The organism is Edwardsiella tarda ATCC 15947 = NBRC 105688 (assembly GCF_003113495.2).
Taxonomy (GTDB): domain Bacteria; phylum Pseudomonadota; class Gammaproteobacteria; order Enterobacterales; family Enterobacteriaceae; genus Edwardsiella; species Edwardsiella tarda.
Genome location: NZ_CP084506.1, coordinates 3,350,836 through 3,364,525 on the forward strand (window position 1 = coordinate 3,350,836; position 13,690 = coordinate 3,364,525).

Annotated in this window: 7 protein-coding genes, 1 tRNA gene, 3 rRNA genes and 1 pseudogene; 3 read left to right on the forward strand and 9 right to left on the reverse strand. The window is 54.4% G+C overall.

Features of this window, described 5'->3' with window-relative positions; all coding sequences use genetic code 11:
* Nucleotides 1-9: 9 nt before the first annotated feature.
* The 4 genes and pseudogenes from yqiA to nudF form a co-directional block, all read right to left on the reverse strand.
* Nucleotides 10-591, reverse strand: coding sequence for an esterase YqiA (gene yqiA / locus DCL27_RS15515; protein WP_035594177.1), 582 nt, complete (start codon nt 589-591; stop codon nt 10-12).
* A gap of 2 nt (nt 592-593) precedes the next feature.
* Nucleotides 594-1,421, reverse strand: coding sequence for a 3',5'-cyclic-AMP phosphodiesterase (gene cpdA / locus DCL27_RS15520; RefSeq protein ID WP_005280715.1), 828 nt, complete (start codon nt 1,419-1,421; stop codon nt 594-596).
* 149 nt (nt 1,422-1,570) lie between these two features.
* Nucleotides 1,571-1,672, reverse strand: a pseudogene (locus tag DCL27_RS15525) (DUF1249 domain-containing protein); the annotation flags it as partial.
* Between the two features lie 127 nt (nt 1,673-1,799).
* Nucleotides 1,800-2,432, reverse strand: a complete 633-nt coding sequence (gene nudF / locus DCL27_RS15530; RefSeq protein WP_005280708.1) for an ADP-ribose diphosphatase — start codon at nt 2,430-2,432, stop codon at nt 1,800-1,802.
* 215 nt (nt 2,433-2,647) lie between these two features.
* Between nudF and tolC the strand changes: the two genes are divergently transcribed.
* A complete protein-coding gene (gene tolC / locus DCL27_RS15535; RefSeq protein ID WP_035599864.1) occupies nt 2,648-4,072 on the forward strand; it encodes an outer membrane channel protein TolC in 1,425 nt (474 codons plus the stop codon).
* 78 nt (nt 4,073-4,150) lie between these two features.
* Here tolC and gltP read toward each other — a convergent pair whose 3' ends face one another.
* Complete coding sequence (gene gltP, locus DCL27_RS15540; RefSeq protein ID WP_035599868.1) at nt 4,151-5,470, reverse strand: glutamate/aspartate:proton symporter GltP; 1,320 nt, start codon at nt 5,468-5,470, stop codon at nt 4,151-4,153.
* 480 nt (nt 5,471-5,950) lie between these two features.
* On the opposite strand from gltP, the gene acs reads away from it, so the two are divergent.
* Nucleotides 5,951-7,906, forward strand: coding sequence for an acetate--CoA ligase (gene acs, locus DCL27_RS15545; protein ID WP_228594446.1), 1,956 nt, complete (start codon nt 5,951-5,953; stop codon nt 7,904-7,906).
* 78 nt (nt 7,907-7,984) lie between these two features.
* The gene (gene satP, locus DCL27_RS15550; RefSeq protein WP_035599874.1) at nt 7,985-8,554 is read left to right on the forward strand and encodes an acetate uptake transporter; all 570 of its coding nucleotides are present in this window, start codon (nt 7,985-7,987) and stop codon (nt 8,552-8,554) included.
* A gap of 77 nt (nt 8,555-8,631) precedes the next feature.
* Here the strand turns inward: satP and rrf are convergent.
* From rrf to DCL27_RS15570, 4 genes are all read right to left on the reverse strand, one after another.
* Nucleotides 8,632-8,747: ribosomal RNA gene (rrf, locus tag DCL27_RS15555) — 5S ribosomal RNA — on the reverse strand.
* 90 nt (nt 8,748-8,837) lie between these two features.
* Nucleotides 8,838-11,745, reverse strand: a 23S ribosomal RNA gene (locus DCL27_RS15560).
* Between the two features lie 190 nt (nt 11,746-11,935).
* Nucleotides 11,936-12,011: transfer RNA gene (locus tag DCL27_RS15565), tRNA-Glu, on the reverse strand.
* 83 nt (nt 12,012-12,094) lie between these two features.
* Nucleotides 12,095-13,638: ribosomal RNA gene (locus DCL27_RS15570) — 16S ribosomal RNA — on the reverse strand.
* Together the 16S, 23S and 5S rRNA genes with 1 tRNA gene alongside form the textbook arrangement of a ribosomal RNA operon.
* Nucleotides 13,639-13,690: the final 52 nt, after the last annotated feature.

Consider the following 13,690-nt stretch of genomic DNA (forward strand, 5'->3'; position numbering starts at 1 on the left):
GAGCGGATACTACTCCGCGCTCAGCCCCAAAAAGTCTATGATCTGTGGGAAAAAACGCTCTATCCCCACGAAGGCGTGATTGCCCCCCTCTTCGAGGGTCTGGCGACAAGAGGTGTAGTAAGCCACGGCCTGACGATAATCCAACACTTCATCGCCACGCTGCTGCAGCAACCAGATCAGATCCGGCGACTCCAGAGGCTCGACCTGCATCACCTTTAAATCAAAGACGTGGCGAGACTCTAGCACATATTGCTGTCCGGTGTAGGGGTTCTCATTCTGCCCCAAATAGTCCAATAACAGCTCAAAGGGGCGTACCGCTGGATTGATCACCACCGCTGGCAGGGTGAAACATTGAGACAGCCAGGTCGCGTAGTAGCCACCGAGCGAGGAGCCCACCAGCCCAAGCGGGCGCCCGGCGCGCTCCATCACCAGATCCTCCAGCAGTTGTGCCGCATCGGCCGGATAGGGCGGCAACTGCGGTACTAACAGGGTGATCTGAGGATGGTGCTCGGCCAACCAACGCTGTAGCGCCGTCGCCTTGGCGGAGCGGGGAGAACTGTTAAAACCATGCAAATACAGGAGAGTAGGCATCATCAATAGCCGTCAGCATCCAAATCCGGCCTAAATTCATTACCGGCCAGGCGGTGTACCGCCGTGGTCACACGCCCATCGGGATACAGATCCAGATAGCGCCAGCCCGGAGAAATGGTATCGATAGTAAAGTTGGTACACAGGGGTTTGAATTGGACGCAAGTCGAAGGGGTCGCCAATAAACGACAGCCGTTCCAGTCCAGATCTAACTCCTGGTGGATATGACCGCATACCAGCGTCTTCACCCGTGGATGACGCCGTAAGATCTCATCCAACGCATGCGCGTTGCGCAGGCTATGTTGATCCAGCCAGGTACAACCGGAGGGCAAGGGGTGATGATGCAACAATATCATCGTATGACGCTGCGGCTCGCTGAGGAGCGCCTGCTCTAACCACTCGAGCTGATAGTCGCTCAACTCACCATGCGGCACACCAACCACCTGGCTGTCCAGCAACACGATCTGCCACTGGTCACCCAGTAGGGCACGCTTACTTGCCTGTACGCCAGCCTGCGCCAACGCATCGACCATCGCCGGTTGAAAATCGTGATTTCCCGGTAACCACAGGCAGGGCTTCTGCAACGTGGCAATCCCCGCGGCGAAGTGGTGATAGGCCGCACTGGAGTGGTCCTGCGCCAAGTCGCCCGTCGCGACGATGAGATCGAAGGGCTGCGCCTCCGCACGAATCGCCGCTAACACGGCCTGATAGCTGCGGTAGGTATTGACGCCGAGCAGGGTTTCTTGCGGCCCCGCAAACAGATGGGTATCGGTAATTTGCAATAGTCTGACCGGCGCCCCACTCGCTACGGCCAGATGAAACAGGCTTTCCAAATAACGTCCTTTATGACTTGAGTCTGTCAGAACCTGCAAAACGGCAGTTACATGGCTAAATCGCAATGAACGGTTTAAAAAGAGCTTAGCTCCCGCCCTACGTCAGCGCTTACGCCCACAGATGCAGAGATCTCGTGCGCAGAAACTCAGCTAATTTGATGCTTTTCATCGCACTGATGCAACTTTTTATTCTGATAATCATAACGTGCTTTACATCGGGAGATCTGCCGTGCCGCACACAATTCCATCACTCACCCAGGATGTGGCCCGCTGAACACCGCTCTACTCGCAGTAGTTGCACGGATCATGCATGGTAGCGGCTAGCGCATGGCCACAGCAATCCCCCGGGAGTCTGAATTTATGCCGCGACCTCGTGCCTCAATCCTGCCAGGCCACACGCAACGCGGCGTGATTGAGCTCAAGCCACTGTAAAGCAATCACCGAGGCGGCATTATCGATCACCCCCTGCTCGACCCAGCGATAGGCCTGTTCCCGGCTCACCACATGTACCCGAATATCCTCATGCTCTTCGGCCAAGCCATGTATACCCGATGCCGTGCTGGCGTCAACCTCCCCCACCACAATCGAGAGACGCTCGCTGGTCCCCCCTGGACTGGCGAGATAACTCAGGACCGGTCGGCAACGCCCCACCGTAATCCCCGCCTCCTCCAGAGCCTCACGGCGCGCCACCTGCTCGACGCTTTCCCCCGGCTCGATCATGCCGGCGACCATCTCCAGCAGCCAAGGCGTCGCGCTACTATCGTAGGCCGGGATGCGGAGCTGTTCGATCAACACAACTTCGTCACGCCGCGGATCATAGGGCAACAATACCGCCGCATGCCCTCGTTCAAAGACCTCACGCACCACCTCCCCACTCATTTCACCGTTAAAAAGACGGTGGCGAAAACGGTAGCTATCAAGCGAAAAAAAACCACGGTAGCGAGTTTCCCGTGCAATAATTTCCACATCATCTTTGTTGAAGGTGACGGGGCTGGGTTTGTCGAGACACATAACGTAATATCCTTACTGATTGAAAGAGCATCGGACCTGGACACATCCAGCCGCAGCCAACGATGTCGCCGTCCGTACGCCTAAAAATCGTTGCGATTTAGCAAGAATGGCACATTCGGCCACCAGCCTCAGAGGAGGCTCTCTGGTAAAATTATCAGTCTATGACGTGAGGTCTGTGCCACGCTAACCATTTTTCTGCATAACAAGGAATGCAAATGAAGAAACTGCTCCCTCTTCTTATTGGCCTAAGCCTCAGTGGCTTCAGTGCATTAAGTCAGGCAGAAAACCTGATGCAGGTGTATCAACAGGCTAAAGAAAGCAACCCAGACCTGCGCCAGGCCGCCGCCAATCGTGATGCGGCATTCGAAAAAATTAACGAATCACGCAGCCCGCTGCTGCCGCAACTTGGGCTGGGTGCGGACTATACCTATACCAACGGCTTCCGCGATAGCTCCGGTCTGGACTCCAATAATTACGGCGCAACGCTGGCGTTGACGCAAACCCTCTTCGACATGTCTAAATGGCGCCAACTGTCGATGACGGAAAAACAGGCCGGTATTCAGGATGTCTCCTACCAGTCATCCGAGCAGACACTGATGCTCAACACCGCCACCGCTTACTTCAATGTGCTACGCGCCATCGATCAGCTGACCTATACCGAGGCCAACAAGCAGGCTATCTACAACCAGCTCGATCAGACCACGCAACGCTTCAATGTCGGCCTGGTGGCGATCACCGATGTGCAGAACGCCCGCGCCCAATACGATCAGGTGTTGGCCCAAGAAGTGACTGCGCGCAACAATCTGGATAACTCGCTGGAAGCCCTGCGCCAAATCACCGGCCAATACTATCCGCAGCTCTCCGCTCTGAACATCGACCGTTTCAACACCCAGCGGCCGCAAGACGTCAAGGCGCTGTTGCAAGAGGCGGAAAAACGTAACCTGCAACTGTTAAGCGCACGACTGAGCCAGGATCTGGCCCGCCAGCAGATCAAATATGCGGAAACGGGTTACATGCCGACCCTGAATCTGACCGCCTCTACCGGCGTCAGCAACACCGACTATAACAGCCTGTCTAACGCTCAAAAGGCACAAAACCCGAATGGCAACAGCAGCTATCAGGGGCAGAACACCATCGGCCTCAGCTTCAACCTGCCGTTGTACTCCGGTGGTGCGACCAACTCGCAGGTGAAACAGGCACAGTACAACTTTGTCGCGGCCAGCGAGGCGTTGGATGGCGCGCACCGTAGCGTCGTGCAGAACGTACGCTCCTCCTTCAACAACATCTCCGCGGCTATCAGTGGCGTCGCCGCCTATAAGCAGGCCGTCGTCTCCGCGCAAAGCTCTTTGGACGCGACTCAGGCCGGTTACCAGGTCGGTACGCGCACCATCGTCGATGTGTTAAATGCGACCACCGCGCTGTATAATGCCAAGCAGAATCTGGCTAATGCGCGCTACGACTACCTCATCAGCCAGCTCAACATCAAGTATGCCTTGGGTACCCTCAACCAGAACGATCTGTTGTCGCTGAACGGTGAGCTGAATAAGCCCGTATCGACTGCGGCCGATAACATCGCGCCCTATGATGCAGCTCAGGTCGCCAAGGCCAACGGCCCGATCCCGGGTGGCAGCGTACGTTAAACGCCCACCTCGACCTACAGTAAAACGGGCGGAGATGATCTCCGCCCGTTTGTTTTTACTCTTTGCACCATCGTGAGCTTACAGTAGATCCTGCTGTGCAATACCCTCAGGCGTATGCATCCGCGCCTCGTAGGCGCGTGCCTTGTCGCGATCGAACTGGTGCTCCCATTTGGCAATCACCAGTACCGCCAAAGCATTACCGACCACGTTGAGCGCCGTGCGCGCCATATCCAGAATCCGATCGACCCCGGCAATAAAGGCCAGTCCTTCCAGCGGAATACCGACGCTGCCCAGCGTCGCTAACAAGACCACAAAGGAGACACCCGGTACACCGGCAATCCCCTTGGAGGTCACCATCAACGTCAATACCAGGATGATCTCATGACCCAGAGAGAGCTGAATACCGTAGAGCTGGGCGATAAAGATGGCGGCAATACTCTGATACAGCGTCGAACCATCCAAATTAAAGGAGTAACCGGTCGGTACGACGAAGCTGGTGATCGACTTCGGCGCCCCGTAGGCCTCCATCTTCTCCATGATGCGCGGCAGCACGGTCTCCGAGCTCGCGGTAGAGTAAGCGAGGATCAGCTCATCCTTGAGGATGGTGATCAGAGTCCAAATACGCAGCCGACACAGGCGCGCTACCGCACCGAGCACCATCAGGCCGAAGAAGAGGATCGCGCCGTACACCAGAACGACCAACTTCGCCAACGGTAACAAAGAGGAAAAGCCAAAGTTAGCTACCGTCACCGAGATCAACCCAAATACCCCGATCGGTGCATACCGCATGATCATATGGGTAACCTTAAACATACTTTCGGAAATAGCACGAAAGACACGCAGCAAAGGTTCCTTATGATCGCTCGGCAGCGAGGAGAGCCCCAGACCAAACAAGACCGAGAAGAAGATGATCGGCAGGATCTCTCCCTTGGCCAATGCCGCAAACAGGTTCGCGGGGATGAGAGCCAACAGTGTGCCGACCAGGCTATGTGCCCCGCTTTGCACCTGCTCGGTGGTTCGCTCATATTGGGAAATATCAACCGTCGCCAATTGGCTCATATCGACACCATGACCGGGTTGGAATAGGTTGGCTAAGGTGATACCGACGATGATGGCGATGGTGGTGATCACTTCAAAGTAGACGATAGTCTTTAACCCGATGCGGCCCAGCTTCTTCGCGTCCCCTACACCGGCGATACCGACGATCAGCGTCGAGATCACGATGGGCAGGACAATCATCTTAATCAGGCGGATAAAGATATCTCCCGCGGGGCTGAGCAGATTACTCACCAACCACTGGCGTGACTCCCCTTGATCATGCAAGACGGCCCCAACAATAATCCCTAAAATCAATGCAATAACGATTTGCCATGCCAGGGTCAATCTCAATCGTTTCATTATTCAACAACCTCATTATTATCGGACGCTGCGCGACCTTTTTATGTTTCTCGCTTCCTGGCTCACTGCATTCGCCGCAGCCTGTCCCGCTGCGCACGGCATTACTGACGACAAGGTATAAGCATAATTTATGCCATCACTCCCGACACAACTCCGCTGCCACAGGGAAGCGACGTCGCTATCGATGCCCGCTTAATAATTACATGGTGAATAAATTCATTTGGTATATTTATTGACCAACGGGGTCACGGCGTAACCGTCGATGTCCATCTTCACCGGATACGCGATCAGCGAGCGCACTGTTTTGACGCCCCAAATTGGTGCAATGCACCACATTTCAGCCAGTATCATCACGACCCGGCCCGCGATTCTCCCTCGCTTTATTGCGTGATCATGCGCGCAAAATATACACAAATCCCTAACCACGTCTAAAATTAACTCTATATTGACATCTTATTAACATCATTTCGGAGACGTAGTATGAGCCTCATCCATACCTACCCTGTGCCACGAGACATCGCCCAGCATGCCTTCATCAGTGAAGAGATGTATCGCGAGATGTATCGGGCCTCGGTCGATAATCCCGATGCATTCTGGCGTGAGCAGGGGCAAATCATCAGTTGGATCACGCCCTATACTCGAGTCAAAAACAGCAGCTTCGATCCCGGGCATATCAACATCCGCTGGTTTGAAGATGGGACGCTAAATCTGGCGGCCAACTGCTTGGATCGTCACTTGGCGGAGCGGGGCGATCAGACCGCCATCATCTGGGAGGGGGATGACCCACAGGAAAGTCGCTATGTCACGTATCGCCAGTTACACCAGGAAGTGTGTCGTTTCGCCAACGTACTCAAGTCACTCCAGGTGGCAAAGGGCGATGTCGTCGCGATCTATATGCCGATGGTGGTCGAAGCGGCTGTCGCGATGCTGGCCTGTGCGCGTATCGGTGCGATCCATTCGGTGATCTTCGGCGGTTTCTCGCCGGAGGCTGTCGCCGGGCGCATCATCGACTCTGGCGCCAAATTGGTGATCACCGCGGATGAAGGTGTGCGGGCGGGGCGCAGCATTCCCCTCAAACGTAATGTCGACGAGGCATTGCTACACCCTCAAGTCACCAGCGTACAACATGTCGTGGTATTCCGCCGTACCGGGGCCCCCGGAGAGTGGCATGCCGGCCGTGATCACTGGTGGCATGAACTGATGGCACAAGCCGATGTGCATTGCCCGGTAGCCGTCATGAAGGCCGAGGATCCGCTGTTCATCCTGTATACCTCCGGATCAACGGGGAAGCCTAAAGGGGTACTACATACCACCGGGGGATACCTGGTCTATGCCGCGACCACCTTTAAATATGTCTTCGATTATCATCCCGGCGATATTTACTGGTGCACCGCCGACGTCGGTTGGGTCACTGGACACAGCTACCTGCTGTATGGCCCACTCGCCAATGGTGCCATCACCCTGATGTTCGAAGGTGTGCCCAACTATCCGGGCATCAACCGACTCAGTCAGATCGTGGATAAGCATCAGGTCAATATTTTGTATACCGCGCCGACCGCCATCCGTGCATTAATGGCTGAAGGCACGCGCGCCGTCGCCGGTACCCAGCGCAGCTCGCTACGTATCCTCGGCTCAGTGGGTGAACCGATCAACCCAGAGGCTTGGGAGTGGTACTACCATACCATCGGCAATAGCCATTGCCCGATCATGGATACCTGGTGGCAGACCGAAACTGGCGGATTTATGATTACTCCCCTACCGGGTGCCACCCTACTCAAGGCGGGATCCGCGACCTTACCCTTCTTTGGCGTGCAACCGGCACTGGTCGATAACAGTGGAGAGGTTCTCCAGGGAGCCTGCGAAGGCAATCTGGTGATCCTGGACTCTTGGCCAGGGCAGGCACGCACACTGTTCGGGGCCCACGAACGTTTCGAGCAAACCTATTTTTCCACCTTTAAGGGCATGTACTTCAGTGGCGATGGCGCTCGCCGCGATGAGGATGGCTATTACTGGATCACTGGGCGTGTCGACGATGTGCTCAACGTCTCCGGCCACCGGCTGGGCACCGCCGAGATCGAATCAGCCTTAGTCGCACATCCCAAAATCGCCGAGGCGGCCGTGGTAGGCATTCCACATAACATCAAAGGGCAGGCGATCTATGCCTATATCACGCTTAACGCCGGGGAGGAGCCCACGCCGGCACTGTATAGCGAGGTTCGCGACTGGGTGCGTAAAGAGATCGGCCCGATCGCCACACCCGATATCCTACATTGGACCGATGCGCTGCCGAAGACCCGCTCCGGGAAGATCATGCGCCGCATCTTACGGAAAATCGCCAGCGGCGATGTCAGCAACTTAGGGGATACCTCTACCCTGGCCGATCCCAGCGTCGTCGAGCGCTTACTGGAAGAGAAGCACACCATGCAGCCTCGCTAACGCTACACCTGATTGTGGACGATATACCCTACCGCTAGGGCGGCGCACGCCGCCTGTGACACCGTATAAGGAGTCGATATGCTCAATAATCCACTGGCCAATCCCGCTCCCCTTGGGCTGATGGGCTTCGGTATGACAACGGTACTATTAAATATGCACAACGCGGGGCTATTCCCGTTGAATGCGATGATCCTGGCGATGGGGATTTTCTTCGGTGGGCTGGCGCAGATCTTGGCTGGACTGCTGGAGTATCGTCAAGGCAACACCTTTGGTCTCACCGCCTTTACGTCTTACGGTGCCTTTTGGCTGACCCTGGTTGCCCTACTACTCTTGCCAAAGATGGGACTGGCCGAGGCCGTAACAGCACCATCGTTAGCCGCTTATCTTGGACTCTGGGGAATTTTTACTCTGTTCATGTTTTTCGGCACGCTACGCGCAAACCGAGCACTACAGTTTGTTTTCGCCAGCCTGACGCTACTATTTTTCCTGCTGGCTTACGGCAATCTGACCGCTAATGCCAGCGTGTTAAGGTTGGCCGGTATTGAAGGGATCATCTGTGGCGCCAGTGCAATCTATCTGGCAATGGCGGAGGTGATCAACGGTCAATTGCAGCGCACCGTCTTACCCATCGGCGAACCACATCGATAACCTACTGAGGCTTAGAGCCTATCAATAGAAAAAGAAAAAGCCCGACGCATCAGCGTGGGGCTTTTTCTCTATTTGATGCCTGGCAGTTCCCTACTCTCGCATGGGGAGACCCCACACTACCATCGGCGCTACGGCGTTTCACTTCTGAGTTCGGCATGGGGTCAGGTGGGACCACCGCGCTATCGCCGCCAGGCAAATTCTGTTTTACCAACCGCCATTCAGGCCATCGGTTCCAATCTTGAACAAGCTAAATTCGTCTCTCTAAAAACACCTTCGGTGTTGTAAGGTTAAGCCTCACGGATCATTAGTACTGGTTAGCTCAACGTATCGCTACGCTTACACACCCAGCCTATCAACGTCTTAGTCTTAAACGTTCCTTCAGTGGACTCAAGGTCCAAGGGAAGACTCATCTCGAGGCAAGTTTCGCGCTTAGATGCTTTCAGCGCTTATCTCTTCCGCACGTAGCTACCGGGCAATGCAATTGGCATCACAACCCGAACACCAGCGGTGCGTCCACTCCGGTCCTCTCGTACTAGGAGCAGCCCCTCTCAATCTTCCAACGCCCACGGCAGATAGGGACCGAACTGTCTCACGACGTTCTAAACCCAGCTCGCGTACCACTTTAAATGGCGAACAGCCATACCCTTGGGACCTACTTCAGCCCCAGGATGTGATGAGCCGACATCGAGGTGCCAAACACCGCCGTCGATATGAACTCTTGGGCGGTATCAGCCTGTTATCCCCGGAGTACCTTTTATCCGTTGAGCGATGGCCCTTCCATTCAGAACCACCGGATCACTAAGACCTGCTTTCGCACCTGCTCGAGCCGTCACTCTCGCAGTCAAGCTAGCTTATGCCTTTGCACTAACCTCCTGATGTCCGACCAGGATTAGCTAACCTTCGTGCTCCTCCGTTACTCTTTGGGAGGAGACCGCCCCAGTCAAACTACCCACCAGACACTGTCCCTATCCCGGATTACGGGGACCAGGTTAGAACATCAAACATTAAAGGGTGGTATTTCAAGGTCGGCTCCATGCAGACTGGCGTCCACACTTCAAAGCCTCCCACCTATCCTACACATCAAGGTTCAATGTTCAGTGTCAAGCTATAGTAAAGGTTCACGGGGTCTTTCCGTCTTGCCGCGGGTACACTGCATCTTCACAGCGAGTTCAATTTCACTGAGTCTCGGGTGGAGACAGCCTGGCCATCATTACGCCATTCGTGCAGGTCGGAACTTACCCGACAAGGAATTTCGCTACCTTAGGACCGTTATAGTTACGGCCGCCGTTTACTGGGGCTTCGATCAAGAGCTTCGCCTTGCGGCTGACCCCATCAATTAACCTTCCAGCACCGGGCAGGCGTCACACCCTATACGTCCACTTTCGTGTTTGCAGAGTGCTGTGTTTTTATTAAACAGTTGCAGCCAGCTGGTATCTTCGACTGGCTTCGGCTCCATCCGCGAGGGACTTCACCTACATGCCAGCGTGCCTTCTCCCGAAGTTACGGCACCATTTTGCCTAGTTCCTTCACCCGAGTTCTCTCAAGCGCCTTGGTATTCTCTACCTGACCACCTGTGTCGGTTTGGGGTACGATTCAGTGTTATCTAGAGCTTAGAGGCTTTTCCTGGAAGCAGGGCATTAACCACTTCAGCACCGTAGTGCCTCGTCATCACGCCTCAGTGTTAGAGATAACCGGATTTGCCAGGTCATCACACCTACACGCTTAAACCGGGACAACCGTCGCCCGGCCGGTCTAGCCTTCTCCGTCCCCCCTTCGCAATAACACCAAGTACAGGAATATTAACCTGTTTCCCATCGACTACGCCTTTCGGCCTCGCCTTAGGGGTCGACTTACCCTGCCCCGATTAACGTTGGACAGGAACCCTTGGTCTTCCGGCGAGCGGGCTTTTCACCCGCTTTATCGTTACTTATGTCAGCATTCGCACTTCTGATACCTCCAGCAGCCCTCACAGGCCACCTTCACAGGCTTACAGAACGCTCCCCTACCCAACAACACATAGTGTCGCTGCCGCAGCTTCGGTGCATGGTTTAGCCCCGTTACATCTTCCGCGCAGGCCGACTCGACCAGTGAGCTATTACGCTTTCTTTAAATGATGGCTGCTTCTAAGCCAACATCCTGGCTGTCTATGCCTTCCCACATCGTTTCCCACTTAACCATGACTTTGGGACCTTAGCTGGCGGTCTGGGTTGTTTCCCTCTTCACGACGGACGTTAGCACCCGCCGTGTGTCTCCCGTGATAACATTCTTCGGTATTCGTAGTTTGCATCGGGTTGGTAAGTCGGGATGACCCCCTAGCCGAAACAGTGCTCTACCCCCGAAGATGAGTTCACGAGGCGCTACCTAAATAGCTTTCGGGGAGAACCAGCTATCTCCCGGTTTGATTGGCCTTTCACCCCCAGCCACAAGTCATCCGCTAATTTTTCAACATTAGTCGGTTCGGTCCTCCAGTTAGTGTTACCCAACCTTCAACCTGCCCATGGCTAGATCACCGGGTTTCGGGTCTATACCTTGCAACTAGACGCCCAGTTAAGACTCGGTTTCCCTACGGCTCCCCTATTCGGTTAACCTTGCTACAAAATATAAGTCGCTGACCCATTATACAAAAGGTACGCAGTCACACCCCGAAGGATGCTCCCACTGCTTGTACGTACACGGTTTCAGGTTCTATTTCACTCCCCTCGCCGGGGTTCTTTTCGCCTTTCCCTCACGGTACTGGTTCACTATCGGTCAGTCAGGAGTATTTAGCCTTGGAGGATGGTCCCCCCATATTCAGACAGGATAACACGTGTCCCGCCCTACTCATCGAACTCACAGCTGTGCACCTTCGTGTACGGGGCTATCACCCGGTATCGCGCGACTTTCCAGACGCTTCCACTAATGCACAAACTGATTCAGGTTCTGGGCTCTTCCCCGTTCGCTCGCCGCTACTGGGGGAATCTCGGTTGATTTCTTTTCCTCAGGGTACTTAGATGTTTCAGTTCCCCTGGTTCGCCTCGTTAAGCTATGTATTCACTTAACGATAGTGCAACGGATTGCACTGGGTTTCCCCATTCGGACATCGCCGGCTAATAATGCTTCATATCAGCTCACCGACGCTTATCGCAGATTAGCACGTCCTTCATCGCCTCTGACTGCCTAGGCATCCACCGTGTACGCTTAGTCACTTAACCTCACAACCCGAAGGTGTTTCACTTCGTGCTGCAAGCATTTGAGAGACTCTCGAATCACTTGTTAAAAGCAATTCGATTGTTTTCGAATTTTCAGCTTGTTCCAGATTGTTAAAGAGCAAAATATTGCAAACATGACTCGTAAGTCCGTTTTGCAATATTGTTGGCACCGTCTTTCACCCGATACCGCAAATGGCGTCCCCTAGGGGATTCGAACCCCTGTTACCGCCGTGAAAGGGCGGTGTCCTAGGCCTCTAGACGAAGGGGACACTGGGTCGACTTCGCAGACGCTTTGCTCGAACATCTATCAGACAATCTGTGTGAGCACTACACAATATTTCGTATCTTCAGGTAAGGAGGTGATCCAACCGCAGGTTCCCCTACGGTTACCTTGTTACGACTTCACCCCAGTCATGAATCACAAAGTGGTAAGCGCCCTCCCGAAGGTTAAGCTACCTACTTCTTTTGCAACCCACTCCCATGGTGTGACGGGCGGTGTGTACAAGGCCCGGGAACGTATTCACCGTGGCATTCTGATCCACGATTACTAGCGATTCCGACTTCATGGAGTCGAGTTGCAGACTCCAATCCGGACTACGACGTACTTTATGAGGTCCGCTTGCTCTCGCGAGGTCGCTTCTCTTTGTATACGCCATTGTAGCACGTGTGTAGCCCTACTCGTAAGGGCCATGATGACTTGACGTCATCCCCACCTTCCTCCAGTTTATCACTGGCAGTCTCCTTTGAGTTCCCGGCCGAACCGCTGGCAACAAAGGATAAGGGTTGCGCTCGTTGCGGGACTTAACCCAACATTTCACAACACGAGCTGACGACAGCCATGCAGCACCTGTCTCAGCGTTCCCGAAGGCACTCCCGTATCTCTACAGGATTCGCTGGATGTCAAGAGTAGGTAAGGTTCTTCGCGTTGCATCGAATTAAACCACATGCTCCACCGCTTGTGCGGGCCCCCGTCAATTCATTTGAGTTTTAACCTTGCGGCCGTACTCCCCAGGCGGTCGATTTAACGCGTTAGCTTCGGAAGCCACGCCTCAAGGGCACAACCTCCAAATCGACATCGTTTACAGCGTGGACTACCAGGGTATCTAATCCTGTTTGCTCCCCACGCTTTCGCACCTGAGCGTCAGTCTTCGTCCAGGAGGCCGCCTTCGCCACCGGTATTCCTCCAGATCTCTACGCATTTCACCGCTACACCTGGAATTCTACCTCCCTCTACGAGACTCTAGCTTGCCAGTCTTGGATGCAGTTCCCAGGTTAAGCCCGGGGATTTCACATCCAACTTAACAAACCGCCTGCGTGCGCTTTACGCCCAGTAATTCCGATTAACGCTTGCACCCTCCGTATTACCGCGGCTGCTGGCACGGAGTTAGCCGGTGCTTCTTCTGTAGGTAACGTCAATTGCACGTGCTATTAACACGCACACCTTCCTCCCTACTGAAAGTACTTTACAACCCGAAGGCCTTCTTCATACACGCGGCATGGCTGCATCAGGCTTGCGCCCATTGTGCAATATTCCCCACTGCTGCCTCCCGTAGGAGTCTGGACCGTGTCTCAGTTCCAGTGTGGCTGGTCATCCTCTCAGACCAGCTAGGGATCGTCGCCTAGGTGAGCCATTACCTCACCTACTAGCTAATCCCATCTGGGTTCATCTGATGGCATGAGGCCCGAAGGTCCCCCACTTTGGTCTTGCGACGTTATGCGGTATTAGCTACCGTTTCCAGTAGTTATCCCCCTCCATCAGGCAGATCCCCAGACATTACTCACCCGTCCGCCGCTCGTCAGCGGAGAAAGCAAGCTTTCTCCCTGCTACCGCTCGACTTGCATGTGTTAAGCCTGCCGCCAGCGTTCAATCTGAGCCATGATCAAACTCTTCAATTAAAAGCTTGATGCTCAAAGAAATTAAACTGTTTATTCGTAATGAATTAACTGC